The sequence below is a fragment of the Enterobacter sp. 3U4 genome (assembly GCF_057224565.1).
The window spans coordinates 2479044-2504038 of the sequence record NZ_CP136665.1 but is presented as its reverse complement, the minus strand read 5'-3'; the positions used below and the strand labels follow the sequence as shown (position 1 = coordinate 2504038).

Annotated in this window: 25 protein-coding genes; 11 read left to right on the top strand and 14 right to left on the bottom strand. The window is 59.0% G+C overall.

All coding sequences use genetic code 11. The features are described 5' to 3' along the window. Positions 1-4 precede the first annotated feature (4 nt). Positions 5-904, bottom strand: a complete 900-nt coding sequence (locus RVY89_RS11975) for a glycyl-radical enzyme activating protein (RefSeq protein ID WP_484825429.1) — start codon at positions 902-904, stop codon at positions 5-7. Positions 905-1032: 128 nt separating this feature from the next. On the opposite strand from RVY89_RS11975, the gene fsa reads away from it, so the two are divergent. Then, entirely contained in the window at positions 1033-1695 is a 663-nt protein-coding gene (gene fsa / locus RVY89_RS11970; RefSeq protein ID WP_484825428.1) for a fructose-6-phosphate aldolase, read from the top strand. Between the two features lie 89 nt (positions 1696-1784). On the opposite strand, the gene moeB is transcribed toward fsa, so the two are convergent. Both moeB and moeA read right to left on the bottom strand, forming a co-directional pair. Continuing rightward, positions 1785-2537, bottom strand: coding sequence for a molybdopterin-synthase adenylyltransferase MoeB (moeB, locus tag RVY89_RS11965; protein WP_484825427.1), 753 nt, complete (start codon positions 2535-2537; stop codon positions 1785-1787). 1 nt (position 2538) lies between these two features. Beyond that, positions 2539-3771: a molybdopterin molybdotransferase MoeA gene (moeA, locus tag RVY89_RS11960; RefSeq protein WP_484825426.1), complete on the bottom strand. Its 1233-nt coding sequence runs from the start codon at positions 3769-3771 to the stop codon at positions 2539-2541. A 188-nt stretch (positions 3772-3959) separates the two neighbouring features. Between moeA and iaaA the strand changes: the two genes are divergently transcribed. Genes iaaA through gsiD form a run of 5 tightly spaced genes read left to right on the top strand, consistent with a single transcriptional unit; the run spans position 3960 to position 10182 of the window. Next, positions 3960-4898, top strand: coding sequence for a beta-aspartyl-peptidase (gene iaaA / locus RVY89_RS11955; protein ID WP_484825425.1), 939 nt, complete (start codon positions 3960-3962; stop codon positions 4896-4898). Positions 4899-4909: 11 nt separating this feature from the next. Further along, the gene (gene gsiA / locus RVY89_RS11950) at positions 4910-6781 is read left to right on the top strand and encodes a glutathione ABC transporter ATP-binding protein GsiA (RefSeq protein ID WP_484825424.1); all 1872 of its coding nucleotides are present in this window, start codon (positions 4910-4912) and stop codon (positions 6779-6781) included. A gap of 23 nt (positions 6782-6804) precedes the next feature. Then, positions 6805-8343, top strand: coding sequence for a glutathione ABC transporter substrate-binding protein GsiB (gene gsiB, locus RVY89_RS11945; RefSeq protein ID WP_484825423.1), 1539 nt, complete (start codon positions 6805-6807; stop codon positions 8341-8343). Between the two features lie 5 nt (positions 8344-8348). Beyond that, positions 8349-9269 carry a glutathione ABC transporter permease GsiC gene (gene gsiC, locus RVY89_RS11940; protein ID WP_484825422.1) on the top strand — a complete coding sequence of 307 codons (921 nt, stop codon included), beginning with the start codon at positions 8349-8351 and terminating at the stop codon, positions 9267-9269. A 1-nt stretch (position 9270) separates the two neighbouring features. Next, complete coding sequence (gsiD, locus tag RVY89_RS11935) at positions 9271-10182, top strand: glutathione ABC transporter permease GsiD (protein ID WP_484825421.1); 912 nt, start codon at positions 9271-9273, stop codon at positions 10180-10182. A 52-nt stretch (positions 10183-10234) separates the two neighbouring features. Here the strand turns inward: gsiD and rimO are convergent, their stop codons facing one another. After that, positions 10235-11560, bottom strand: a complete 1326-nt coding sequence (gene rimO, locus RVY89_RS11930; RefSeq protein WP_008501203.1) for a 30S ribosomal protein S12 methylthiotransferase RimO — start codon at positions 11558-11560, stop codon at positions 10235-10237. Between the two features lie 216 nt (positions 11561-11776). On the opposite strand from rimO, the gene bssR reads away from it, so the two are divergent. Together bssR and RVY89_RS11920 are read left to right on the top strand one after the other, a co-directional pair. Continuing rightward, positions 11777-12160, top strand: coding sequence for a biofilm formation regulator BssR (bssR, locus tag RVY89_RS11925; RefSeq protein WP_024908680.1), 384 nt, complete (start codon positions 11777-11779; stop codon positions 12158-12160). Between the two features lie 105 nt (positions 12161-12265). Continuing rightward, positions 12266-13384 carry a PQQ-dependent sugar dehydrogenase gene (locus tag RVY89_RS11920; RefSeq protein ID WP_484825420.1) on the top strand — a complete coding sequence of 373 codons (1119 nt, stop codon included), beginning with the start codon at positions 12266-12268 and terminating at the stop codon, positions 13382-13384. On the opposite strand, the gene RVY89_RS11915 is transcribed toward RVY89_RS11920, so the two are convergent. Continuing rightward, entirely contained in the window at positions 13385-14011 is a 627-nt protein-coding gene (locus RVY89_RS11915; RefSeq protein WP_484825419.1) for a glutathione S-transferase family protein, read from the bottom strand. A gap of 240 nt (positions 14012-14251) precedes the next feature. Between RVY89_RS11915 and dacC the strand changes: the two genes are divergently transcribed. Beyond that, positions 14252-15457: a serine-type D-Ala-D-Ala carboxypeptidase gene (gene dacC / locus RVY89_RS11910; protein WP_047653218.1), complete on the top strand. Its 1206-nt coding sequence runs from the start codon at positions 14252-14254 to the stop codon at positions 15455-15457. A gap of 67 nt (positions 15458-15524) precedes the next feature. On the opposite strand, the gene deoR is transcribed toward dacC, so the two are convergent. The 3 genes from deoR to RVY89_RS11895 all read right to left on the bottom strand — a co-directional run bounded on the left by deoR (position 15525) and on the right by RVY89_RS11895 (position 17696). After that, positions 15525-16283, bottom strand: a complete 759-nt coding sequence (deoR, locus tag RVY89_RS11905) for a DNA-binding transcriptional repressor DeoR (protein ID WP_008503427.1) — start codon at positions 16281-16283, stop codon at positions 15525-15527. A 68-nt stretch (positions 16284-16351) separates the two neighbouring features. After that, complete coding sequence (ybjG, locus tag RVY89_RS11900; RefSeq protein WP_484825418.1) at positions 16352-16960, bottom strand: undecaprenyl-diphosphate phosphatase; 609 nt, start codon at positions 16958-16960, stop codon at positions 16352-16354. Between the two features lie 7 nt (positions 16961-16967). Beyond that, positions 16968-17696, bottom strand: coding sequence for a phosphatase PAP2 family protein (locus tag RVY89_RS11895; protein ID WP_484825417.1), 729 nt, complete (start codon positions 17694-17696; stop codon positions 16968-16970). A 168-nt stretch (positions 17697-17864) separates the two neighbouring features. Between RVY89_RS11895 and RVY89_RS11890 the strand changes: the two genes are divergently transcribed. After that, a complete protein-coding gene (locus tag RVY89_RS11890; protein ID WP_484825416.1) occupies positions 17865-19097 on the top strand; it encodes an MdfA family multidrug efflux MFS transporter in 1233 nt (410 codons plus the stop codon). A 68-nt stretch (positions 19098-19165) separates the two neighbouring features. Here the strand turns inward: RVY89_RS11890 and RVY89_RS11885 are convergent, their stop codons facing one another. Together RVY89_RS11885 and RVY89_RS11880 are read right to left on the bottom strand one after the other, a co-directional pair. Beyond that, entirely contained in the window at positions 19166-19978 is an 813-nt protein-coding gene (locus tag RVY89_RS11885) for a Cof-type HAD-IIB family hydrolase (protein ID WP_484825415.1), read from the bottom strand. Next, positions 19968-21182, bottom strand: a complete 1215-nt coding sequence (locus RVY89_RS11880; protein ID WP_484825414.1) for an MFS transporter — start codon at positions 21180-21182, stop codon at positions 19968-19970. The genes RVY89_RS11885 and RVY89_RS11880 overlap by 11 nt, the downstream gene beginning before the upstream one ends. An 81-nt stretch (positions 21183-21263) precedes the next feature. Here RVY89_RS11880 and RVY89_RS11875 point away from each other — a divergent pair, with 81 nt between their 5' ends. Beyond that, positions 21264-21815, top strand: coding sequence for a TetR/AcrR family transcriptional regulator (locus RVY89_RS11875; RefSeq protein ID WP_024908670.1), 552 nt, complete (start codon positions 21264-21266; stop codon positions 21813-21815). On the opposite strand, the gene RVY89_RS11870 is transcribed toward RVY89_RS11875, so the two are convergent. The 4 genes from RVY89_RS11870 to RVY89_RS11855 form a co-directional block, all read right to left on the bottom strand. Continuing rightward, entirely contained in the window at positions 21812-22582 is a 771-nt protein-coding gene (locus RVY89_RS11870) for an SDR family NAD(P)-dependent oxidoreductase (RefSeq protein WP_484825413.1), read from the bottom strand. The two genes, RVY89_RS11875 and RVY89_RS11870, sit on opposite strands and share 4 nt — an antisense overlap. Positions 22583-22700: 118 nt before the next feature. Beyond that, a complete protein-coding gene (gene arsC / locus RVY89_RS11865) occupies positions 22701-23132 on the bottom strand; it encodes a glutaredoxin-dependent arsenate reductase (protein WP_484825412.1) in 432 nt (143 codons plus the stop codon). Positions 23133-23144: 12 nt separating this feature from the next. Further along, complete coding sequence (locus RVY89_RS11860; protein WP_484825411.1) at positions 23145-24434, bottom strand: arsenic transporter; 1290 nt, start codon at positions 24432-24434, stop codon at positions 23145-23147. 40 nt (positions 24435-24474) lie between these two features. Beyond that, positions 24475-24795, bottom strand: coding sequence for a metalloregulator ArsR/SmtB family transcription factor (locus RVY89_RS11855; RefSeq protein WP_484825410.1), 321 nt, complete (start codon positions 24793-24795; stop codon positions 24475-24477). Positions 24796-24995: the final 200 nt, after the last annotated feature.

Sequence of the window (24995 nt, the reverse complement as noted above, 5' to 3'; positions counted from 1 at the left end):
AGATTTATCCTCGTAAGGTCGCGGTTAACCCTTTCTGGCAGGCGTACTGCTGCGCGAAGTCCAGCAGGGCAGGGTTATCCAGCGGTTTGTCAGGGGCAGAGTAGGGTTGGCCGAGCAGGGTGTATTTGTTCATGCCCAGCGTGTGATACGGCAGAAAATGAATATCGTCGACGCCGAGCTCATCGGCGGCGAAGTTGGTAATGGCGGTTATGGACGCTTCGTCAGCGTTAAAGCCCTGGATCAGCGGCACGCGAATGGTGATTTTTTTTCCGGCAGCGGCAAGGCGCTTCAGGTTTTCCAGGATGCGCTTAGCCGAACCGTCCGTCCACTGCCTGAAAACGCCACCGTCGACGTGCTTCAGGTCGGCGAGAAACAGATCGACGTACGGTAATGACGGCTCGATATAGTGCCACGGCACGTGAAGGCAGGTTTCGACGGCGGTGTGGATCCCGTGTTCGTGGCTGGCTTTAAACAGGGCCTGTGCCAGCTCGGGGTTCATAAACGGCTCGCCGCCGGAGAGGGTGATCCCGCCGCCGCTGCGGTCGTAGAAGGGTTTGTCGCGCAGTACGGTCGCCATAATCTCCTCGACCTGCTGCTCTTCACCGCAGACGGTCAGCGCCTGCGTCGGGCAGCAGTCGGTGAGGGCGTTAAGCGTCTCTTCGCTCAGCTTCTCGCGGTGGATGACCAGGCCATTCAGCGCGCGTTCGATGCAGCCCGGTGCCGCCTTCTGGCACAGGTCGCAGCCGTCCAGGCACAGACGCGCATCAAACAGCACGTCCCGGCCGCGGGAGCGGCTTTCCGGGTTCTGGCACCAGCGACAGCCCAGCGAGCAGCCTTTCAGGAACACCACGGTACGGATACCGGGGCCATCGTGGGTAGAGTAACGCTGAATATTGAAGATCATGTTTTCGCCTCTCATCTTGCATACGAAGATTAAATTACTTTCGAGTGAAAGTTATTTTGATGCAGGTCAACTCTTGAGCAGGTTTTGTCGTGATAGGGTAAGTGCAGGCTAATTTTGAGGGTGACATCATGGAACTTTATCTCGACACATCTGACGTTGCGGCAGTCAAAAAGCTGGCGCGTATCTTCCCGCTGGCGGGCGTGACTACCAACCCAAGCATTGTGGCGGCAGGCAAAATCCCGCTCGACGAGCTGCTGCCGGCGCTGCACGACGCGATGGGCGGTAAAGGCCGTCTGTTCGCTCAGGCAATGGCGACCACCGCCGAAGGGATGGTGGAGGACGCGCGTAAGCTTCGCGCCATCATTAACGATCTGGTGGTGAAAGTGCCGGTGACCGCAGAAGGGCTGGCGGCAATCAAGATGCTGAAAGCAGAAGGGATCCCGACGCTGGGCACGGCGGTTTACGGTGCCGCGCAGGGGATGCTGTCCGCGCTGGCGGGGGCGGAGTATGTGGCGCCTTACGTTAACCGCGTGGACGCGCAGGGCGGGGACGGGATCCAGACCGTTGTGGAATTACAGCAGCTGCTGACGCTGCATGCCCCGCAGTCAAAAGTGCTGGCCGCGAGCTTTAAAACCCCGCGTCAGGCGCTGGACTGCCTGCTGGCAGGGTGCGAGTCCATCACGCTGCCGCTGGACGTGGCGCAGCAGTTTATTACCTCTCCGGCCGTGGATGCGGCGATCGTGAAATTTGAGCAGGACTGGCAGGGTGCGTTTGGACGGACGTCGATCTGACGGGTGTGGCCTGATGCCCTCACCCCAACCCTCTCCCACAGGGAGAGGGAGCAAACACTAAAACGGCAACCTGAAGGTTGCCGTTTGCTTTAACCTCCGCAAACCTCACACCCCGGGTTACGCATCAGCTTCATCTCGCGGAACTGGCAGGTCATCGCGTCATACATCACGATTTTCCCCGCTGCGGGCGTGCCGTAGTGCGCCAGGACTTTGATCGCTTCCATCGCCTGCAGTGAGCCAATCACGCCGACGAGCGGCGCCATCACGCCCGCCTCAACGCAGGTCAGCGCATTCTCGCCAAACAGACGGCTCAGGCAGCGGTAGCAGGGTTCACCCTCGGCGTACGTGAAGACGCTGATTTGCCCCTCCATGCGGATCGCCGCGCCGGAGATCAGCGGGGTTTTGTGGGCAAAACAGCCCGCGTTGAGCTGGTTACGGACGGCGACGTTATCCGTGCAGTCCAGCACCAGGTCGTGCCGGGCAATCTGCGCGGAGAGCGCGTCGTCATCCAGCATGGCGTCAATCAGGGTGAACTGAACGTTGGGGTTGATGCGCGCCAGCGCCGTGCGGGCAGAGTCCACTTTTGGCTGGCCAACCGTCGCGTCGCTGTGCAGCGTCTGGCGCTGCAGGTTGGACACCGATACGGTATCGAAATCCAGCAGCGTCATTTTTCCAACGCCCGCCGCAGCAAGGTATTGCGCGGCGGCGCAGCCCAGCCCGCCCAGCCCAACGACCAGCACCCTGGCCGCCTTAAGCGCTTCCTGGCCGTCGAAATCAAACCCGCGCAGCACAATCTGGCGGTTGTAGCGCATCATCTCCGGGTCGCTCAGCTCCACCGTCATGTCAGCCTCCGAACAGGTGGTTAAAGTGCTCGATTTCAACCCACTCGCCTGCTTCCACATTGCCGCGCTCGCGCTCAAGCACGATAAAACAGTTGCCCTGGCTGAAGGAGCTGAAAATGTGTGAGCCCTGGTGCCCGGTGGTGCTCACCTCCAGCTCGCCGTCCGCGTTGCGCGCCAGAATGCCGCGCTGGAAATCGAGGCGACCCGGCGATTTTTTTAGGCGCGTGGCGGCGCGCACGCGCTGACGTTCAGGCAGCGGGTTTGCCTTGTTGCCGGAAAGCTTCGCCAGCAGCGGGATCACCAGCTGGTAGAAGGTGAGTGCAGCCGAGACCGGATTACCCGGCAGGCCGCAGAACCAGCCGTGCGCGAGCTTGCCAAACGCGAACGGTTTGCCCGGCTTGATCGCCAGCTTCCAGAAGGCGATTTCCCCCAGCTCTTCGAGGATGGTTTTGGTGTAATCCGCTTCGCCCACGGAGACGCCGCCGGAGCTGATGACCACGTCGGCAGCGTTATCCGCCTCGATAAACGCGGCGCGCAGTTTTTCCGGATCGTCAGGAATAATGCCGAGGTTAATCACGTCGCAGCCCAGCTGCTCCAGCATCAGGTGTACCGCCAGGCGGTTGGTATCGTAAATCTGGCCGTCCTGCAGCGGCTGGCCCGGAAGCTGCAGCTCGTCGCCGGTGGAGAAAACGGCGACGCGCACTTTACGAATAACGTCGATTTCAGCAACGCCGAGCGACGCCAGCACCGGTAGTTCACCCACCGTCAGCTTCTGTCCGGCGGCAAAGACCGTCGCGCCAAGCGTGATATCTTCGCCGGTACGGCGAATGTTCTGGCCCGCTTTAACGTTCGCGGTAAAGCGCACGCCGTCGTCTGTCTGTTCAGTCTCTTCCTGCATCACCACGGCGTCGCAGCCAGCCGGAACCGGCGCGCCGGTCATGATGCGCACGCAGGTGCCCGCAGGCCATTCACCGCTAAAAGGCTGGCCCGCAAAGGCTTTACCCGCCACCGGCAGGGCGTTACCCGTCTGGAGATCCGCCAGGCGCACCGCGTAACCGTCCATTGCGGAGTTATCAAACCCCGGCACGTTAAGCGGAGAGACGATATCGCGCGCGGCAATACGGCCAAAACAGCGCACGAGGGGCAGCGTCTCAACGTCATGCAGCGGGGAAACTCGGTCAAGCATCTGCGTGAGTGCCGTCTCAAGCGGCATCAGTCCGGCGGTAAAATCCATGGTGGGCTCCTGCGGAGTAACAACGAAAGCGTCCATTATGGCAGAAAAGTGCGGCTAACTGTATGACCCGATGGGTGTACGCTTTACATCACAGTTACGTCTTTCTATATTCAAAAATCATCTGAAGTTTCGTCGACGATAATGATATTTATAGAAAAAGCCGCAAATCAGGCTAACGGGTGATGCGAATGGTTAATGCGGTAATCGCAATTCATGGTGGCGCCGGGGCAATCACCCGAGCACAGCTCAGTCCCGAGCAGGAAAAGCGCTATATCGACGCGCTGTACGCCATTGTGGAAACGGGCCAGAGAATGCTGGAAGCGGGCGAAAGCGCGCTGGACGTGGTCACCGAGGCGGTGCGCCTGCTGGAAGAGTGCCCGTTATTTAATGCGGGGATCGGTTCGGTCTTTACCCGGGATGAAACGCACGAGCTGGATGCCTGCGTGATGGACGGCGTCACCCTGAAAGCGGGGGCCGTGGCGGGCGTCAGCCACCTGCGTAACCCGGTGCTGGCCGCGCGTCTGGTGATGGAAGAGAGCCCGCACGTGCTGCTGACGGGTGCCGGGGCGGAGAGGTTTGCCTTCGAACACGGGATGGAGCCGGTATCGCCGGATCTGTTTTCCACCGAAGCGCGCTATCAACAGCTGCTGGACGCCCTTTCGGCGGGCATGACGCAGCTTGATCATACTGCGCCGCTGGATGAGCGCAGCAAAATGGGCACGGTCGGCGCGGTGGCGCTGGATAAAGCCGGCAACCTCGCGGCGGCAACCTCCACGGGCGGGATGACCAACAAGCTGCCCGGACGCGTAGGCGACAGCCCGCTGCCGGGCGCGGGTTGCTATGCCAATAACGCGACGGCGGCGGTGTCGTGTACCGGAACCGGGGAAGTGTTTATCCGCGCCCTCGCGGCCTACGACATCACCGCGCTGATGGATTACGGCGGTTTAAGCCTGAACGAGGCCTGCGAGCGCGTGGTGATGGAGAAATTACCTGCCCTGGGCGGCGTCGGCGGGCTCATCGCGGTGGATCGTGAGGGCAACGTGGCTTTGCCGTTCAACAGCGAAGGCATGTACCGCGCCTGGGGCTATGCCGGTGATGAGCCGAGCACCGGTATCTATCGTGAATAAGGGGGCAGCGCGTGCCGCACAGTGAAGAACTGGACAACCGCGAAGTGCTGGCTGTCCATCAGCTCAATATTGCGTTTCAGGAAGAGCGGCAACTCATCCCCGCAGTACAGAATTTATCGTTCACGCTCAGGCGCGGCGAGACGCTGGCGATTGTTGGCGAATCCGGCTCCGGGAAATCGGTCACCGCGCTGGCGCTGATGCGCCTGCTGGAACAGACTGGCGGGCAAATCAGCAGCGAGAAAATGCTCCTGCGCCGCCGCAACCGTCAGGTCATTGATTTAAATGAGCTAAGCGGTTCGCAGATGCAGGGCGTACGCGGGGCGGATATTGCGATGATCTTTCAGGAGCCGATGACCTCCCTGAACCCGGTTTTTCCGGTCGGGGAACAAATCGCCGAGTCCATCCGCCTGCATCAGGGGCTGAGCGGCGATGAGGCACTTAGAGAAGCGAGACGCATGCTGGAGCTGGTGCGCATTCCGGAGGCGCAGGCCATTCTGGGGCGCTATCCGCATCAGCTTTCCGGCGGCATGCGCCAGCGGGTGATGATCGCCATGGCGCTCTCGTGCCGTCCGGCGGTGCTGATTGCCGATGAACCGACGACGGCGCTGGACGTGACGATTCAGGCGCAGATCCTGCAGCTCATCAACGTGCTGCAGCAGGAGATGGAGATGGGGGTGATTTTCATCACCCACGATATGGGCGTGGTCGCCGATATCGCCGATCGGGTGCTGGTGATGCACAAGGGCAGCGCGGTGGAAACCGGCCCGGTCGAGCAGATTTTTCACGCGCCCGCGCATCCCTACACCAAAGCGCTGCTGGCGGCGGTCCCGCGACTTGGGGCGATGAACGGCAGCGATCTGCCGCGTCGTTTTCCGCTGATTTCCCTCGAGGCGTCTGAGTCGCAGGAGGATGAGCGCGAGCAGGACACCGTGGTGCCGGGCAAGCCCATTCTTGAAGTGCGCAATCTGGTTACCCGGTTTCCGCTGCGCAGCGGCGTACTGAACCGCGTGAAGCGCGAAGTGCACGCGGTGGAAAACGTCAGCTTCGATCTCTGGCCGGGTGAAACGCTGGCGCTGGTGGGGGAGTCCGGCTGCGGTAAATCCACCACCGGGCGCGCGTTGCTCCGTCTGGTGGAATCTCAGGAGGGCAGCATTACCTTTAACGGCGAGCGCATTGACGCCCTTCCGGACAGCAGGCTGCAGGCGGTGCGGAGAGATATTCAGTTTATTTTTCAGGACCCGTATGCCTCCCTCGATCCGCGCCATACGGTGGGGTATTCGATCATGGAGCCGCTGCGAGTGCATAACCTGCTCGACGGCGAGGCGGCGCAGCGTCGCGTGGCCTGGCTGCTTGAGCGCGTTGGCCTGAAGGCAGAACACGCCTGGCGTTATCCGCATGAGTTTTCCGGGGGGCAGCGGCAGCGTATCTGCATCGCCCGCGCGCTGGCGCTGAACCCGAAAGTGGTGATTGCGGATGAATCCGTCTCGGCGCTGGATGTCTCTATCCGGGCGCAAATCATCAATCTGCTGCTGGATCTACAGCGGGATATGGGGATCGCCTTCCTGTTTATCTCGCACGACATGGCGGTGGTTGAGCGCATCAGCCATCGCGTGGCGGTGATGTTTATGGGGCAAATCGTGGAAATCGGACCGCGAAGAGCGGTGTTTGAGAACCCACAGCATCCGTACACCCGCAAGCTCATCGCGGCGGTCCCGGTCGCCGATCCGGCGCATCGTCACGGCCAGCGCGTGCTGCTGCAGGATGAAATGCCGGGCAATATTCATAAACGCGGCGAGGCCGTGGAGCGCGTGACGCTGCGCGAGGTCGGGCCGGGTCATTTCGTCGCTCCCCCGCGACAGGACAATGCTTTTTCGCGGTTATAACTTTCAACAGGCAGGAGAACACAATGGTTACATTTGTAGCGCGTAGATGGTTGTTAGCCGCGAGCGTGACGGCAGCCCTGGCCGCTGCCCCCGCGTTCGCTGCCAAAGATGTGGTGGTCGCCGTCGGCTCTAACTTCACCACGCTGGATCCGTATGACGCTAACGACACGCTCTCACAGGCGGTGGCGAAATCGTTCTACCAGGGCCTGTTTGGCCTGGATAAAGAGATGAAGCTCAAAAACGTGCTGGCGGAGGGGTACACCGTTTCAGATGACGGGCTGGTGTACACCATTAAGCTCAAAACCGGGGTGAAGTTCCAGGACGGCACTGACTTTAATGCGGAGGCGGTGAAGGTTAACCTCGATCGCGCCAGCAATCCGGACAATAGCCTCAAGCGCTATAACCTGTATAAAAATATCGCCAAAACCGAGGTGGTCGACCCGGCGACGGTAAAAATCACCCTGAAAGAGCCGTTTTCCGCGTTTATCAATATTCTGGCGCATCCGGCGACGGCGATGATTTCCCCTGCCGCGCTGAAGAAATACGGCAAGGAGATCGGCTTCCACCCGGTCGGTACCGGCCCGTATGAGCTGGTCACCTGGAATCAAACCGATTTTGTGAAGGTGAAGAAATACCCGGGATACTGGCAAAAAGGGCTGCCGAAGCTGGACACCATCACCTGGCGCCCGGTAGTGGATAACAACACCCGCGCGGCCATGCTGCAAACCGGCGAGGCGCAGTTTGCCTTCCCTGTGCCTTACGAGCAGGCAGCCATTCTGGAGAAAAACAGCAAGCTGGAGCTGGTCGCCAGCCCGTCGATCATGCAGCGCTACATCAGCATGAACGTTACGCAAAAGCCATTCGATAACCCGAAGGTGCGTGAAGCCATTAACTACGCCATTAACCGCCAGGCGCTGGTGAAGGTCGCTTTTGCGGGCTATGCCACCCCGGCCACCGGCGTGCTGCCGCCGGCTATCGCCTATGCGCAAAGCTATCAGCCGTGGCCGTACGATCCGGCCAAAGCGCGAGAGCTTCTGAAAGAGGCGGGCTTCCCGAACGGGTTCAGCACCACGCTGTGGTCGTCGCATAATCACAGTACCGCCCAGAAGGTGCTGCAGTTTACCCAGCAGCAGCTGGCGCAGGTCGGCATTAAGGCGCAGGTGACCGCGATGGATGCCGGACAGCGTGCGGCAGAAGTGGAGGGGAAAGGGCAGAAAGAGAGCGGCGTGCGGATGTTCTACACCGGCTGGTCCGCCTCGACCGGTGAAGCCGACTGGGCGCTGTCGCCGCTGTTTGCCTCGCAGAACTGGCCGCCAACCCTGTTCAATACCGCGTTCTACAGCAACCCGCAGGTGGACAAAGACCTTGCCGATGCCCTGAAAACCACCAGGCCGGAGGAGAAAGCTCGCCTTTACAAGGACGCGCAGGACATCATCTGGAAAGAGTCACCGTGGGTGCCGCTGGTGGTGGAGAAACTGGTGTCAGCCCATAACAAAGCGTTGACCGCGTTCTATATCATGCCGGACACGGGCTTTAGCTTTGACGATGCGGATTTAAAATAACGCCCATGCTGAATTATGTTTGTAAACGCCTGCTGGGGCTTATTCCGACGCTGCTGATTGTGGCGGTGCTGGTGTTTTTGTTTGTCCATATGCTGCCGGGCGATCCGGCGCGTCTGGTTGCCGGGCCCGAAGCGGATGCCGCGGTCATTGAGCTGGTGCGTAAACAGCTGGGTCTTGACCAGCCTCTGTATGTACAGTTTCTGCACTATATTGGCAACGTTCTTCAGGGTGACTTTGGTATCTCGATGGTGTCGCGTCGTCCGGTGTCGGAGGAGATCGCCACCCGCTTTATGCCTACGTTCTGGTTAACGATAGCCAGCATGAGCTGGGCCGTGGTGTTCGGACTTGGCGCCGGGATTGTGGCGTCCGTCTGGCGCAACCGCTGGCCGGACAAGCTCGGCATGGCGCTGGCGGTGACCGGCATCTCTTTCCCGGCGTTCGCGCTGGGGATGCTGCTGATGCAGATCTTCTCCGTTGAGCTGGGCTGGCTGCCGACCGTCGGGGCCGATACCTGGAAGCATTACATCCTGCCTTCCATGACGCTGGGGGCTGCCGTTTCGGCGGTAATGGCTCGCTTTACCCGCGCCTCGTTCGTTGACGTGCTGAGCGAAGATTATATTCGCACCGCGCGGGCAAAAGGGGTCAGCGAGAAGTGGGTCATTCTCAAGCACGGGTTCCGCAATGCGATGATCCCGGTCGTGACGATGATGGGGCTTCAGTTTGGCTTCCTGCTGGGCGGCTCTATCGTGGTAGAAAAGGTCTTTAACTGGCCGGGGCTGGGTCGTCTGCTGGTCGATTCCGTCGAGATGCGCGACTACCCGGTGATTCAGGCGGAAGTCCTGCTTTTCTCGCTGGAGTTTATTCTTATCAACTTAGTGGTGGACGTGCTCTATGCCGCCATTAACCCGGCCATCAGGTATAAGTAAGATGCGATTGTTGAACTGGCGACGTCAGGCCGTTTTAAACGCCATGCCGGGGCTAAAGCCGGACCACGTCCGCACCCCGTGGTCTGAATTCTGGCGGCGTTTCCGCCGTCAGCCGGTCGCGATGGCCGCAGGGCTGTTTGTGCTACTGCTGATTGCGGTGGCGGTAATTGCGCCGTGGGTGGCGCCGTTTGATGCGGAAAACTATTTTGACTACGACCGTCTGAACGACGGACCGTCGATGCTGCACTGGTTCGGCGTGGACTCTCTCGGGCGCGATATCTTTAGCCGCGTGCTGGTGGGGGCGCAGATCTCGCTTGCCGCCGGGGTGTTCGCGGTGCTGATCGGCGCGGCCATCGGTACCGTGCTGGGGCTCGTTGCCGGGTATTACGAAGGCTGGTGGGATCGCATCATCATGCGCATCTGCGACGTGCTGTTTGCCTTCCCCGGCATTTTGCTGGCAATTGCCGTGGTGGCGATCATGGGCAGCGGCATGGCCAACGTCATCATCGCGGTCGCGGTGTTTTCGATTCCGGCCTTTGCCCGTCTGGTGCGCGGCAACACGCTGGTGCTGAAGCAGCAAACCTTTATCGAGTCGGCCCGCAGTATGGGGGCCAGCGATGCGACCATCCTCTTCAGCCATATTCTGCCGGGGACGGTGTCGTCCATCGTGGTCTATTTCACCATGCGTATCGGCGTGTCGATTATCTCGGCGGCCAGCCTGTCGTTTCTGGGGTTAGGGGCGCAGCCTCCGACGCCGGAGTGGGGCGCGATGCTGAACGAGGCGAGGGCGGATATGGTGATTGCGCCGCACGTGGCGATCTTTCCGAGTCTGGCGATTTTCCTGACCGTGCTGGCGTTTAACCTGTTAGGTGACGGGCTGCGCGACGCGCTGGATCCGAGGATAAAGGGGTAGTGCAGTGAAATGTGCCGGGTGGCGGCTACGCCTTACCCGGCCTAAAACAGGATTAAACCCGGCTACCCCACAGGTCATACTCGTCAGCGTTTTCAACCTTCACGCGAATAATATCACCCGGCTTAACGTTGGTTTCGCCGTTCAGGTACACCGCACCGTCGATTTCAGGGGCGTCCGCCATGCTGCGGCCAATCGCGCCTTCTTCATCCACTTCGTCGATGATAACCATGATCTCGCGGCCCACTTTTTCCTGCAGACGCTCGGCAGAAATCTGCTGCTGCAGCTGCATGAAGCGGTTCCAGCGCTCCTCTTTCACCTCTTCCGGCACCTGGTCCGCCAGCTCGTTGGCGGTTGCGCCTTCAACCGGGCTGTACTTGAAGCAGCCGACACGGTCCAGACGCGCTTCTTTCAGGAAGTCGAGCAGCATCTGGAAGTCTTCTTCGGTTTCACCCGGGAAGCCGACGATGAAGGTGGAGCGCAGGGTCAGATCCGGGCAGATCTCACGCCACTGCTTGATGCGCGCCAGCTGGCGATCAACGGAGCCAGGACGCTTCATCAGCTTCAGAATGCGCGGGCTGGCGTGCTGCAGCGGGATGTCCAGGTAAGGCAGAATTTTGCCTTCCGCCATCAGCGGGATCACGTCGTCAACGTGCGGGTACGGGTAGACGTAGTGCAGACGCGTCCAGATACCGAGTTTGGACAGCTGCTCGCACAGGCCCACCATGCTGGTTTTCACCGGCTCGCCGTTGTGGAAACCGGAGCGGTGCTTCACGTCCACGCCGTAGGCAGAGGTATCCTGGGAGATGACCAGCAGCTCCTTCACGCCCGCGTCGGCCAGACGTTTGGCTTCAGCCAGCACTTCGCCAATCGGACGGCTCACCAGATCGCCACGCATTGACGGGATGATGCAGAAGGTGCAGCGATGGTTGCAGCCTTCGGAAATTTTCAGGTACGCGTAGTGGCGCGGCGTCAGCTTCACGCCCTGCTCTGGCACCAGGCTCAGGAACGGGTTGTGCTTTGGTTTTGGCACGTAGTGATGAACATGTTGCAGCACTTGCTCGTAGCTGTGCGGGCCGGTGATCTCCAGCACCTTCGGGTGCACTTCGCGGATCTGGTCTTCTTTCGCGCCCAGACAGCCGGTCACGATCACTTTGCCGTTTTCGGTCAGCGCTTCACCAATGGCTTCCAGAGACTCCTGGACCGCACTGTCGATAAACCCGCAGGTGTTTACGATCACCATATCGGCGTTGTCGTAGCTTGGCACCACGTCATAGCCCTCGGTGCGCAGTTCGGTCAGGATGCGTTCTGAATCCACCAGGTTTTTCGGGCAGCCCAGGGAGACGAAGCCGATTTTCGGCTGGTGCGTAACATTGCTCATAGGTTAAAAATTCATCAATTATGGAGTTATCAGGGCGGGATTTTACAGCGTATCGCGGGGGATTTATACACTCTTTGCAAGGCTGATGCGTCGGGCAGAGGTTGTAACATTGTAAATAATGTTAATCAGTTAATAAAAATTGATCCCAGGCATTAAACTGTACAAAAAATGAACTTATCCTGACTATGCACCATGGCTGACAGAGGAGGAAAGAGCATGACCGTTGACAGACTTAAACGCGATCTGCTGAACAAGCTGATCAACGCCCGAATCGACCTGGCCGCGTACCTGCAGTTGAGGAAGGCAAAAGGGTATATGTCAGTCAGCGAAAGCGAACATCTGCGTGATAACCTGTTTGAACTGTGTAATTTCATGCGTGAAAAAGCACCGACCCTGAAGGCGAACGGCGGCGAAAGTGAAGAAATCGCGCTGCGCCGCGCCGCCGAGGTGCTCTCCATTGCAGGGGTGTGTCTGATGAACGGACGCCACGACTGCCCGAACTTTATCGCTGTTAACGCGGAGAAGCTTGAAAACTGCCTGACAACGCTCTCTCTATGCATCATGTGCCTGAACGAGCACAAACAGCTTGAACAGCACTGATCCCGGGGGAGGCAACTCCCCCTTCTGATTAAGCTTTGTAAAAGTGGTAACGCGCCCGGACGCAGTGGCTAATCTTTATGCCATATGCCGATAAAGGAGCGCGTTATGCCTCGATCCTCGCTGATTTCCCTGCCTGCGTTATTCATTTCGTTTTCACTTCTTGCTGCGCCGGAGGCGGTCAAGGTCGAGGTGCTGCAAAACAGACTCGATCATCCCTGGTCCCTGGCGTTTCTGCCGGATAATGACGGGCTGCTGGTGACCCTGAAGGGCGGTCAGCTCAAACGCTGGCAGGCCGGGAAAGGGCTTTCCGATCCGATTGTCGGCGTACCGAAGGTCTGGGCAAACGGTCAGGGAGGATTGCTGGATGTGGTATTGGCGCCGGATTTTGAAAAGTCGCGCCGCGTCTGGCTGAGCTACGCCGAGGCCGGACATGATGGTAAAGCCGGAACGGCGGTGGGCTATGGCCGCCTGAGCGACGACTATTCCCGCATCGAGGGATTCCAGGTGGCGTTCCGCCAGATGCCAAAACTCTCAACCGGCAACCATTTTGGCGGGCGATTGGTGTTCGACGGTAAAGGCTCTCTCTTTATTGGACTCGGCGAGAACAATCAGCGTCCGACGGCGCAGGATCTGGATAAATTGCAGGGTAAGGTGGTGCGCCTCACCGAAGACGGGAAAGTCCCGCCGGATAACCCCTTTGTGAATACCCCCGGCGCGCGACCCGAAATCTGGTCTTACGGCATTCGCAACCCGCAGGGGATGGCGATGAATCCCTGGAGCGACACGCTGTGGCTGAACGAGCACGGCCCGCGCGGCGGGGATGAGATCAACATCCCGGAGAAAGGAAAGAACTACGGCTGGCCGCTGGCGACGCATGGCATTAACTACAGCGGTCTGAAAATTCCTGAAGCCAAAGGCGAGCACGTTGAGGGCACAGAGAAGCCGCTGTTTGTCTGGAAAGTCTCACCCGCGGTGAGCGGCATGGCATTTTACAACAGCGACGTTTTCCCGCAGTGGAAAAACAAGCTGTTTATCGGGGCGCTGAAGGAGAAGGACGTGATCGTGCTGAGCGTGGAGGGCAACAAGGTGACGGAGGACGGGCGCATTCTGGGCGACCGGGATCAACGTATTCGCGATGTGCGGGTGGGGCCGGACGGGTATCTGTATGTCCTGACCGACGAGACGGACGGGCAGCTGTTGAAAGTCAGCCCGTCCGGCGCGTAATCAGGTGACCGGGATCATCACGACGTTGCGGTAAGCAGGGCGATCGCTCAACTGTTTAAGCCAGCGCTCAAGGTGAGGGCGCGGCGTCCACTTCAGACCCATGTTGGTCAGGTTCCAGACGAACGGCGCCACGGCGATATCGCCTGTGCCGAACGCCTCGCCGGAGAACCAGGCGTGCTTCGCCAGCTCGTCATCCATCATCGCGAACAGATTGTCGCAGGCGTCCTGGGCGGCATGAATAGCGGGATAGTCGCGTTCTGCTTCCGGCGTGCGGATAAGCCCCATCAGGATCACGCGGTGGGTCGGGGACAGCGTCTGGTTCGCCCAGTCCATCCACTTTTCGCCCTGAGCACGACGGGCCGGGTTTTCAACCCACAGGCGGCCCTGACCGTACTGGGCGGCGAGGTAACGGACAATGGTGTTGGACTCCCAAAGCGTCGCGTCTGTTTCATCATCGCGCAGCAGCGGCACCAGGCCGTTCGGGTTCATGGCCAGATAATCGGCCTCTTTGTTTACGCCGAACGACATGCCAGCCATGATTTGATTGAACGGTAAATCCAGCTCCTCGAGCGTCCAGAGCACTTTCTTAACGTTGGTCGAGTTGTTCCTGCCCCAAAGCGTAATCATATTTACTCCTGATGAGATGTGAATCCGGGTCAGCTTTCGCCATGGTGAGATAAACCTAACAATTACGCAACAGAAGACAAAAAAATCGTCTGAATCAAAGCGTATCTGAATGTTATTGCATAAACTTTAATAACTTTACCCTCGTTGGGTTTCTTTAACCGTTTTAGTGCGCTATTACTCATCGCTTCTTGCGACACGGTGATGTGACGTAATTTTTGAATGGACACTCGGGTGGCATTTATGACGCGTAAAATGACTTCTCTGCGCAGCCTTGCGACAGGCTCTGCGCTCCTTTTCCTGTTTGCACCAACTCTCTATGCAGCTGAACAGGCTGCGCCCGAAGCGCCGCCAGTGGATGCGCGCGCCTGGATCCTGATGGATTATTCCAGCGGTAAAGTGCTGGCGGAAGGGAATGCGGATGAGAAACTCGATCCGGCAAGCCTGACCAAAATCATGACCAGCTACGTGGTGGGCCAGGCGCTGAAAGCGGGCAAGATCAAGCTGGACGATATGGTCACCATCGGGAAAGATGCCTGGGCGACCGGCAACCCGGCGCTGCGGGGTTCTTCCGTGATGTTCCTGAAGCCGGGCGATCAGGTCTCCGTTTCCGATCTGAACAAAGGGGTAATTATTCAGTCGGGAAATGATGCGTGCATCGCGCTGGCCGATTACGTTGCCGGCAGCCAGGATTCTTTCATTGGCTTGATGAATGGCTACGCGCAGAAGTTGGGCTTAACCAACACCACGTTCAAAACGGTTCACGGTCTGGATTCGCCGGGACAGTTCAGCACCGCGCGCGACATGGCGCTGCTGGGGAAAGCGCTGATCCACGACGTGCCGGATGAATACGCCATCCACAAAGAGAAAGAGTTTACCTTCAACAAAATTCGCCAGCCGAACCGCAACCGCCTGCTGTGGAGCAGCAACGTCAACGTGGACGGGATGAAAACCGGCACCACGGCGGGTGCAGGCTACAACCTGGTGGCCTCCGCGACCCAGGGCGACATGCGCCTGATTTCGGTGGTGCTTGGCACCAAAACCGACCGCATTCGCTTTAATGAATCAGAAAAACTGCTGACCTGGGGCTTCCGCTTCTATGAAACCGTGACGCCGATTAAGCCGGATGCCACGTTCGTCAGCCAGCGCGTCTGGTTTGGTGACAAGAGCGAAGTGAACCTGGGCGCGGGTGAGGCGGGCTCGGTGACCATTCCGCGCGGCCAGCTGAAAAACCTGAAGGCCAGCTACACCCTGACCGACCCACAGCTCACCGCACCGCTGAAAAAAGGCCAGGTGGTCGGGACGATTGATTTCCAGCTTAACGGCAAGTCGATTGAACAGCGTCCGCTGATTGTGATGGAAGCAGTTGAAGAGGGCGGCTTCTTCAGCCGGATGTGGGATTTCGTGATGATGAAATTCCACGGGTGGTTTGGCAGCTGGTTTAGCTAAACTCGATGGGTTTTCTCCCTCTCCCTGTGGGAGAGGGCTGGGGTGAGGGCATCAGACCACACCCCTCTTAATACATCAACTTCACCTGCTGCGCCTTCGCGTGGGCCACAATCTCGTCGTCCGGGCGGCAGTCGCTGACGATGGCATCGAACTGCGCCAGCTCGCCCATTCTTGCCGAACGTACCTTACCAAACTTGCTGTGATCGACCACCAGCACATGGTACTGCGCGGCGCTCAACGCCCAGTGCTTTACCGGCAGCTCCTCCAGGTTAAAGCAGGTCGCCCCCTGGCGCACGTTGACGCCGGCGGCGGAATAAAACGCGATATCCGGGCAGAGATTGCTGAGCGTGTCCTGCAGGTTGAGCGGCTTAAAGATCGCGTTGCTGGCGTGAAACTCACCGCCGCAGAGGATCACCCGGCACTCGGGTTTCTCCTGAAGCGCCAGAAAGGTGTTCAGGGAGTAGCACACGGCGGTAAAAGGAATGCTGCTGTCGATGGCTTCGATAATCCACGGCGTAGTGGTACCGCAGTCAAAAAACAGCGTCTGGTGCGGCTGTACCAGCGAGGCCGCAAGCCGCGCGGCTTTGCGTTTCTCTTCCACCAGGCGCGTCTTCTGATCGCTGATCAGATAATGGCTGGCGCTACGCGGCTCAAGCACAATGTATCCACCCAGCAGCACGACGGGCGCGCTCTCGCTGTTTAGATCCCGACGAATGGTCATCTCTGAGACGCCGAGGAGGTTGGCGGCTTCCTTAAGATGCAGCTTATCGCTGCGCTTCAGCGCCTGTAGCAGCTGAGCAATGCGGTCATCGCGACGTGTTTCCATAGTTCCTCGGGATAAAAAAAGTGAACCCCCGCAGGGCGGGGGTTCAAGTGTAACCTGTCAGGTTGGGGTTAGTCACGTATCCAGCCTTTGCGGATCGGGATAGCGAAAATGGCGCGATAGAGTGATGATAGCGTGCGGTAGAGCGCTTCACCGAAGAGGCTCCACAGGATAGCCGCGCTCACGCAGCCAATCAGCCCGACCAGGAAACCGCCCACCATATCCAGCGGCCAGTGTACGCCCAGGTAAACGCGAGACCAGGCGATTGCCAGGGCCGCCAACATCAGGACCGCACCAGACCACAGGCGATGCCAGAACAGGAACGCCAGCGCAAAGGTGAAGATCACCGTCCCGTGATCGCTCGGGAACGAGTCATCCGGCGCGTGGTGCAGGAAGGTATAGCCCACATGTGCAACAAAAGGACGGGCGTGCGGGAAAACATGACCCAGAACGAAGCTCACCAGAACGCTCACGCCCAGCGCCATCGCTACTTTGATCACCAGCTGGCGCTGCGCTTTTACCTGGCTGCGGGGTCCCCACAGCCAGAGAATCGCAGCCAGTGCAGGCACGATACCGATCAGATCTTTTGCCAGGAAGGTGGCAAAATCGATCGTCCACTCGGGAGAGGCCGGGGTGGCATTGATCAGATAAAACAGCTGATAATTTAGATTCTCTAACATAACGTTATCACTCTTTAGCAAACCGGGTGGAAACAAGGCCGTAGACCACCACCTGGGAAAACCAGACCCACCACCCAGCCCACAGGTTGTGAGAGAAAAAATGCGCCCCGCGCATGATCTGGCCATAGCCCATCACCAGACCTAACACCACGCCCAGCGCGACGAAGCTCCAGGCGAGGCGCGGACGCTCGCGCCAGAAGGCAAAAAATAGCCCCATCACCATAAAGCCGCTAGAGGCATGACCGCCGGGGAAACAGCGCCCCGGACCGCTGTCTACAGGGATGGCGCTGAACAGGGGATAAGAGACAGCCTTACCGCCATATTCCACCAGGTCCCACGGGCAGCTGTGATGGCTCATGCTTTTCAACAGGCCCACCACCAGCGCGCCAACGCCCATCAGCAGCGCCGCCGTAACCAGCCTTGCGTTACGCTTGTAAGCGCCGTAAAACAGCGCCACGGCGCCTAAGGCGATGGCTATGTACTTCGCCAGACGATGGTTGAGCAGATCCAGCAGGTGGTCTTTCTGCAGCGGGAAGCTCTGCGTCGCCGCGTCATACCAGAAGCCGGTTACCCATCTGTCGAGCGCTTCATTGCGCGATAGCCACGTAAACACCACGGCAAGGACTATCAGTATGAAAAGCTGATAACCATAAAAGCGGGCCGGTAAGCGGTAAAGTCGTTTTGTCTTATTTGTCTGTAACTTAGACAATTCTGAACGGCTGGAGGTGAGTGCCATAATTTGGGGTCGTTGACGAGTAATGGGGCTATCATAAATCTGTCAAATTAAGGAAACCTTAAACGAAGACGATATGTGCTTTATTTCTGTTTATCCTCGATAAATCACTATCTCGGGCTGCGGCATTTCATTACACTCGTCGCGATTTTGTCATTATAAAGAGATTGCATGTTAAACCGTTCTTCTTCTGGTTCACGTCTGGGTCGTCAGGCGTTGCTTTTCCCCCTGTGTCTGGTGCTCTACGAATTCTCTACCTATATCGGCAACGATATGATCCAGCCCGGTATGCTGACCGTTGTGGCGCAGTACAACGCGGGAATTGAGTGGGTACCGACCTCCATGACCGCCTATCTGGCCGGCGGCATGTTTTTGCAGTGGCTGTTAGGGCCGCTGTCGGATCGTATTGGCCGTCGTCCGGTGATGCTGACGGGCGTGGTGTGGTTTATCGTCACCTGTCTTGCCACGCTGCTGGCGCAAAACATTGAACAATTTACCCTGCTGCGCTTCCTGCAGGGGGTGAGCCTGTGCTTTATCGGCGCCGTGGGGTATGCCGCCATTCAGGAGTCGTTTGAAGAGGCGGTGTGCATCAAAATTACCGCGCTGATGGCAAATGTGGCGCTGATCGCTCCCTTGCTCGGGCCGCTGGTGGGCGCCGCGTGGGTGCATGTGGCGCCCTGGGAAGGGATGTTTGTACTCTTTGCGGTTCTCGCCGCCATCGCGTACTTTGGCCTGCACCGGGCGATGCCGGAAACCGCCACCCGCATCGGTGAGAAACTCTCGCTGAAAGAGCTGGGCCGGGATTACAAAGAAGTACTGAAGAATGGCCGCTTTGTGGCGGGCGCGCTGGCGACCGGATTCGTTAGCCTGCCGCTGCTGGCGTGGATTGCCCAGTCGCCGGTCATCATCATTAGCGGCGAAAAGCTCAGCAGCTATGAGTACGGCCTGCTGCAGGTGCCGATCTTTGGCGCGCTGATTATCGGGAACCTGGTGCTGGCTCGTCTGACGTCACGCCGCACCGTGCTTTCACTGATTATCATGGGCGGCTGGCCGATTGCGGCAGGGCTGATTCTGGCGGCGGTGGCGACCGTCGCGTCATCACATGCTTACCTGTGGATGACGGCAGGGCTGAGCGTTTACGCCTTCGGGATTGGCGTGGCGAACGCCGGGCTGGTGCGCCTGACGCTGTTTGCCAGCGAGATGAGTAAAGGCACGGTGTCAGCAGCGATGGGGATGCTGCAGATGCTGATTTTTACCGTCGGCATCGAAGTGAGCAAGCATGCCTATGCGATGGGCGGTAACGGGCTGTTCAGCCTGTTTAACCTCGCCAACGGCGCGCTGTGGGTTGGCCTGATGGTGGTGTTCCTGAAGGACAAACGCGTCGGAAACGCCCTGCAACCTTAACCTGTTTATTCCCTCTCCCCTTTGGGGAGAGGGCCAGGTGAGGGGAGAGGGCACCAGACCGCACGCGGTCAATTAAACGGCGCCTCCCCATCCAGCACCTTATCAATCACATCCAGCACGCCTTCATCGTTATTATGCGGCGCTTCAAAGCGCGCCGCCGCTTTGATATGCGGTCTGGCATTCGCCATCGCAAAGCTGAACCCGGACTGGCGCAGCATCTCCACGTCGTTGCCGCTGTCTCCGAAGGCCACCACGTCGCTGTTCTCTATCCCCCAGCGCTGCTGCAGGATCCGCAGGCCGTTGGCCTTATGCACGCCGGGGATAATCAGGTCGATACTGCCGTGACCGGTGGTGACGGGCACCATGATGTCGCTGAGTTGTTCATGCAGAAGCGCCTGAATACGCGGAATTTCATCATCAGACACGTTGAGCCCGAACTTGAAGAAAATATCGTTAAGGTTGTCGAAATCACTCACCATTTCCAGACGGTGATAGTACTTCGCCGCGATAGCCTTAAAGCCCTCTTCATAGCCTTTCAGCGTGTAGGCGCTGCTTTTCCCGCAGGCGATAATCTCAATGCCCGGCACGTCGTTTAACACGTTCGCAACGGTCTCGAAATGGGCTTTCGACAGTTCGCCGTTAAAGACATCTTCACCCTCACTCACGACCCAGCCGCCGTTTTCGGCGACGAATGAAATTTCATGCGCAATCTCCGGGAAAAAGGAGATCAGCTGGTAGTACTGGTTGCCGCTGGCGACCACGAAGCGAATGCCTTGCGCCTTCATGCGTGCGTACTGCGCCAGAAAGCGCGGGCGATTGTAGGTCTTGGCATCACTCAGGAATGTGCCATCCATGTCGACGGCGATCAGTTTAACGCTCATATCCCTTCTCCAGTGTCGTTTGATTCGTTTCCGGCTTTGCCACCGCGCGCGCCACCAGCGCCGCGACGATCACCAACCCTAATACCACCAGCATGGCGCTGCGCAGCCCGTAGTGCTCGCCGAGGAAGCCGAGCAGGGGCGGCCCGACCAGGAAAGCGAGATAGCCGGTTGTCGCCACCACGCTGACGCGCGTCGGGGCATCCGGGCCGGTGTCGCTGGCGGCAGATATGGTCAGCGGGAAGCCGAGGGACGCGCCCAGCCCCCAGAGGATCACCGAGACGCCGGCAATCCAGTCCACATCCACAAAGATAATCATCGCGATACCCAGCCCGCCGAGCAGGGCGCTAGCGCGCACTACCGCCACGCGGCTGTAGCGGTCGATAAACCAGCCGCCGGTGAAGCGCCCGACGGTCATCCCCAGCGTAAACCCGGCGTAGATCAGCGAGCCGGAGGTCGGGCTAAAGCCGTGACCGTCCACCATCAGAAGAGGCAGCCAGTCGTTGGCGGACCCTTCCGCAAACGCCATCGCCAGCACGACCACGCCAATCAGCATCAGCTGATAGTCGCGGTAGAAGGGCAGACCTTTTTCAGCAGAATGCTGTTCGTCTGAGGCGTTCTTGCCGGTGCCCTCCGGGATCGCCCGGATGCCGGTCAGAATCGGAATGATGCACACCAGCGCCGCCAGCAGGATATGCAGATTCGCGCTCACGCCGAAGGCCGTCAGCGCCATCCCCACGCCCGCCCCGGCCAGCGTGCCGAGGCTATAGAAGCCGTGCATCATCGGCAGCACGGTTTTGTTCATCTCGCGCTCGACCGCCGCCCCTTCAACGTTTATCGCCACTTCCGCCGAGCCGAAGCTGCCGCCAAACACCGTCAATCCCAGCGCAAACAGTACCGGTGAGGCAAACCACAGCGCCACGCTCAGCACAATCATCCCGAACGCCGCGAAGCACATGGTCGTGCGGATCACCGCCCGCGTACCGAAGCGCTTCACCAGCCATGCGGAGCAGAGGATGCCGCTCATGGAGCCTATCGACAGGCCGAACAGCACGATGCCCATCTCAGCGGTAGAAACGGACAAAATATCGCGAATGGCGGGGGTGCGCGTGGCCCAGGAGGCCATCAGCAGGCCGGGAATAAAGAAGAACATAAACAGCGCCCACATGCGGAGCTGCAGGGCTTTGCGGGGAGAGGTCAGCGTCATTGGGGTAGCACCAGAAGTACAACAATAGCGACAACACTAGCAAGTTTGTGTACATTTGTACACAAACCAGGTGAGGAATTGATGAGCAGACCACCCAACGATCCGCATCGCCGGGAGAAAATCCTGCAGGCGACGCTCGACACCATTGCTGAACACGGTATTCACGCCGTCACGCACCGTAAAATCGCCACCTGCGCGGGCGTGCCGCTGGGGTCGATGACCTACTATTTCGACGGCATGGAGCCGCTGCTGGAGGAGGCCTTCACGTGGTTTACCCGCCAGATGTCGCAGCAGTACCGTGATTTCTTTGCGGGCGTCACCGGGCCGGAAATGGCGTGCGAATCCATCACTACCCTCATCCACAGCTCGCAGGTGACCACGCCGCACAACATGGCGCTGATGTATCAGCTTTACGCTTTTATGCACCGCAGCGCGGCGCTCAAAACGGTGATGCAGGACTGGATGAAGATGAGCCAGACCACGCTGGAGCAGTGGTTCGACCCGGTCACCACCCGCGCGCTGGATGCGTTTATCGAAGGGATGACGCTGCACTACGTGACCGACCGGACGCCGCTATCCCGGGAGGAGATTCGGGCGATGGTGGGGAGGATTGCGGGCGAGGGCAGAGGCTAGGTTGCGCCCGCGGTCATATTGACGGCGGTCCCCGAGATGGCGCTTGCCGCATCTGAAGCCAAAAACGCAATCGTGTCTGCCACCTGCGCCAGCGTCGGCAGGCGGTGCGTCAGGGTGCTTTGTGCGGCGCCGCCAAGAAACTGATCGACCGTAATACCCATCGCCTGCGCCCTGGCGGCGAAAATGGCACCCACATACGAACCCGCCTGCACCGCGTCGGCTATCGCGTGCGAGCGCAGACACAGCACACGAATATTTTGAGCCCCCAGCTCGGCCGCAAGCGCTCGGGTAAAGGCTTCCGTTCCCGCGCAGCCGACGATATGCCCGAGGTGGCCCGCCATCGCCATGTTTGCGGCGGGGGCGACGACGGTAATAATGGTCCCGCCATGCTCGCCGCCCATAAGGGGAGACACGGCTTTCGCAATGTTAAAGTACGCGGCCAGAAAAGGGTCGAAACCCTGACGGAATTCGTCGAGCGTTAAAGCCTCAAGGCGTTTACCCTGATCGTGCATAAAGCCCGTGGCGTTGACGACGATATCAATGTGGGCAAGGTCCGGGAGCAGCGAGGACTCCTCGAGCGCATCGAAAACAAACGTGCTGGCAGAACCGCCCGCGGCGCGAATACGGCTGGCGACCAGCTCCAGCCTGGCGTGGTCACGCGCGGCGAGGTACACATCTGCCCCTTCACGCGCCAGAGCGTGCGCCACTGAACTGCCGATGGCGCCGCTGCCGCCGAAGATGACGGCGGTTTTATTTTTAAAACCCATACCTACTTACCCTCACCAGGATTAACCCTCAGAAGTATGTGCCGGCTTTCGGCTGTTGCAACCTGGCCGATAGGCGGGGCATGCGGTTGGCAGAACTTACCTTGCCATTATCAATGGGTTACTTTGGCGAGATTTTTTTCCCGCTGGCGTCCACCACCGCTTCGCCATCCTCTTTTGTAAATGCCCCTCTCTGCGCATCCGGCAGGATGTCGAGGACGACTTCAGACGGACGGCACAGGCGGGTGCCCAGCGGTGTGACCACGATCGGACGGTTAATCAGAATCGGGTATTGCAGCATAAACTCGATAAGCTGGTCGTCGGTGAAGCTATCGTCGGCAAGTCCGAGCTGCTCATAGGGCTCCACGTTTTTACGCAACAGATCCCGCACTGAAATGCCCATCTCGGCAATCAGGGCGGTCAGCGTATCGCGCGACGGCGGGGTTTCCAGATAGAGGATAATCTCTGGCTCCGCGCCGCTGTTGCGGATCATCTCCAGCGTGTTGCGCGAGGTGCCGCAGGCGGGGTTGTGGTAAATGGTGATGTGGCTCATATCAGTGGCTCATTACAGTGTGAAGGAGAGACGTAGCGCCAGCGCGGCGAGCGTCACAAACAGGACCGGCAGGGTCATGATGATGCCCGTCCGGAAATAGTAACCCCAGGCGATCGTCATGTTTTTCTGCGCCAGCACGTGGAGCCAGAGCAGGGTGGCGAGGCTGCCGATAGGAGTGATTTTCGGGCCCAGATCGCAGCCAATTACGTTGGCGTAAATCATCGCGTCCTTGATCAACCCAGTTGCCGTGCTGCCGTCAATGGAGAGCGCGCCAATCAGCACCGTGGGCATATTGTTCATTATGGATGACAGGAACGCGGTGATGAACCCGGTACCCAGCGTGGTGGCCCACAATCCGTGCCCGGCCAGGCTGTTCAGTACGCCTGTGAGAGAGTCCGTCAGCCCGGCATTGCGCAGGCCATACACCACCAGATACATCCCCAGCGAGAAGATGACGATCTGCCACGGTGCGCCGCGCAGCACTTTTCCGGTATTTATCGCATGTCCGCGTTTTGCAACAGCAAACAAAACCAGCGCGCCCGCGGTCGCGATGGCGCTGACCGGAACGCCCAGCGGCTCCAGCACAAAGAAACCGACGAGAAGAAGGAGCAGCACGATCCAGCCGGTTCTGAACGTCGGAAGATCGTTTATCACGCGTGCAGGCTCACGCAGTTTCGCCCGGTCATATTCCGGCGGGATTTCCTTGCGGAAGAACAGATGCAGCATCACCAGCGTTGCGGCAATCGCGGCGATATCAACCGGGATCATCACCGAGGCGTATTCGCTGAACCCCAGCTTAAAAAAATCTGCCGAGACGATGTTGACCAGGTTCGACACAATCAGCGGCAGGCTGGCGGTATCGGCGATAAAACCTGCCGCCATCACAAATGCCAGCGTAGCCTGCTTGCTGAACCCCAGCGCCAGCAGCATGGCAATAACGATAGGCGTCAGGATCAGAGCCGCGCCGTCATTGGCAAACAGCGCCGCGACGGCTGCGCCCAGAAGGATAATCCAGGTAAACAGCAATCGCCCGCGACCGTTCCCCCAGCGGGCGACGTGCAGCGCTGCCCACTCGAAAAAGCCGGACTCATCCAGAAGCAGGCTGATGATGATGACGGCAATGAACGTTGCCGTAGCGTTCCAGACGATATCCCAGACTACCGGTATATCGTTAATGTGAATCACGCCGCTGGCCAGCGCCAGCACGGCGCCGATGGTCGCGCTCCAGCCGATACTCAGTCCTTTGGGCTGCCAGATGACCAGCACCAGCGTAAACAGAAAAATTGCCCCTGCCAGAAACATCGTTTACTCCGTTATATCTGTTTTTGTGAATGTGTCTTGATTAACACGAACCCGGCAGTCGGTTTTTCAGCTTCACGCGCGTCTCCTCCCGCAGGCAGTTCCAGCTGGTGTCGATAACGGCTGCCGCCCATGCAGGCATGTTGGGAGAGAGACGGTAATGGACCCATTTGCCCTCGCGCCGATCGATAACCAGCCCGGACTCGCGCAGCAGCGCCATGTGGCGGGAGACTTTAGGCTGCGACTCGGTGGTCGCGGCGCAGAGATCGCAGACGCACAGCTCGCCCGCTTCGCGGAGCAGCATGACGATGGCGAGCCGCGTTTCGTCGGAGAGGGTTTTGAAGAGCTGGAGTGGGTGGAGCATGGGTGTTCCTGATAGCGTGGTTTATACATGCGTTAAATCATATATGTTTTAATGGCTGGAGAGAAGGTGAAATTGAGTAAGGGGAATTTCAGGCAACAAAAAACCCATCAACCTTGAACCAAAACGGCGGGGTTGATGGGCTCCACAAATTGGGGACATCAAAGAAAAGCAGTGGCACTAGTTATGACTGCCCCCTGATA

Coding starts and splice junctions, on each gene's coding strand:
- RVY89_RS11895 (WP_484825417.1), bottom strand. CDS start 17,696: ATGGCACTCACCTCCAGCCGTTCAGAATTGTCTAAGTTACAGACAAAT.
- ybjG (WP_484825418.1), bottom strand. CDS start 16,960: ATGTTAGAGAATCTAAATTATCAGCTGTTTTATCTGATCAATGCCACC.
- RVY89_RS11885 (WP_484825415.1), bottom strand. CDS start 19,978: ATGAGCGTTAAACTGATCGCCGTCGACATGGATGGCACATTCCTGAGT.
- RVY89_RS11860 (WP_484825411.1), bottom strand. CDS start 24,434: ATGTTTCTGGCAGGGGCAATTTTTCTGTTTACGCTGGTGCTGGTCATC.
- moeA (WP_484825426.1), bottom strand. CDS start 3,771: ATGGATTTTACCGCCGGACTGATGCCGCTTGAGACGGCACTCACGCAG.
- gsiC (WP_484825422.1), top strand. CDS start 8,349: ATGCTGAATTATGTTTGTAAACGCCTGCTGGGGCTTATTCCGACGCTG.
- iaaA (WP_484825425.1), top strand. CDS start 3,960: ATGGTTAATGCGGTAATCGCAATTCATGGTGGCGCCGGGGCAATCACC.
- gsiB (WP_484825423.1), top strand. CDS start 6,805: ATGGTTACATTTGTAGCGCGTAGATGGTTGTTAGCCGCGAGCGTGACG.
- RVY89_RS11870 (WP_484825413.1), bottom strand. CDS start 22,582: ATGGGTTTTAAAAATAAAACCGCCGTCATCTTCGGCGGCAGCGGCGCC.
- dacC (WP_047653218.1), top strand. CDS start 14,252: ATGACGCGTAAAATGACTTCTCTGCGCAGCCTTGCGACAGGCTCTGCG.
- deoR (WP_008503427.1), bottom strand. CDS start 16,283: ATGGAAACACGTCGCGATGACCGCATTGCTCAGCTGCTACAGGCGCTG.
- fsa (WP_484825428.1), top strand. CDS start 1,033: ATGGAACTTTATCTCGACACATCTGACGTTGCGGCAGTCAAAAAGCTG.
- RVY89_RS11855 (WP_484825410.1), bottom strand. CDS start 24,795: ATGCTCCACCCACTCCAGCTCTTCAAAACCCTCTCCGACGAAACGCGG.
- gsiD (WP_484825421.1), top strand. CDS start 9,271: ATGCGATTGTTGAACTGGCGACGTCAGGCCGTTTTAAACGCCATGCCG.
- moeB (WP_484825427.1), bottom strand. CDS start 2,537: ATGACGGTGGAGCTGAGCGACCCGGAGATGATGCGCTACAACCGCCAG.
- arsC (WP_484825412.1), bottom strand. CDS start 23,132: ATGAGCCACATCACCATTTACCACAACCCCGCCTGCGGCACCTCGCGC.
- RVY89_RS11915 (WP_484825419.1), bottom strand. CDS start 14,011: ATGATTACGCTTTGGGGCAGGAACAACTCGACCAACGTTAAGAAAGTG.
- bssR (WP_024908680.1), top strand. CDS start 11,777: ATGACCGTTGACAGACTTAAACGCGATCTGCTGAACAAGCTGATCAAC.
- RVY89_RS11890 (WP_484825416.1), top strand. CDS start 17,865: ATGTTAAACCGTTCTTCTTCTGGTTCACGTCTGGGTCGTCAGGCGTTG.
- RVY89_RS11975 (WP_484825429.1), bottom strand. CDS start 904: ATGATCTTCAATATTCAGCGTTACTCTACCCACGATGGCCCCGGTATC.
- rimO (WP_008501203.1), bottom strand. CDS start 11,560: ATGAGCAATGTTACGCACCAGCCGAAAATCGGCTTCGTCTCCCTGGGC.
- RVY89_RS11875 (WP_024908670.1), top strand. CDS start 21,264: ATGAGCAGACCACCCAACGATCCGCATCGCCGGGAGAAAATCCTGCAG.
- RVY89_RS11880 (WP_484825414.1), bottom strand. CDS start 21,182: ATGACGCTGACCTCTCCCCGCAAAGCCCTGCAGCTCCGCATGTGGGCG.
- RVY89_RS11920 (WP_484825420.1), top strand. CDS start 12,266: ATGCCTCGATCCTCGCTGATTTCCCTGCCTGCGTTATTCATTTCGTTT.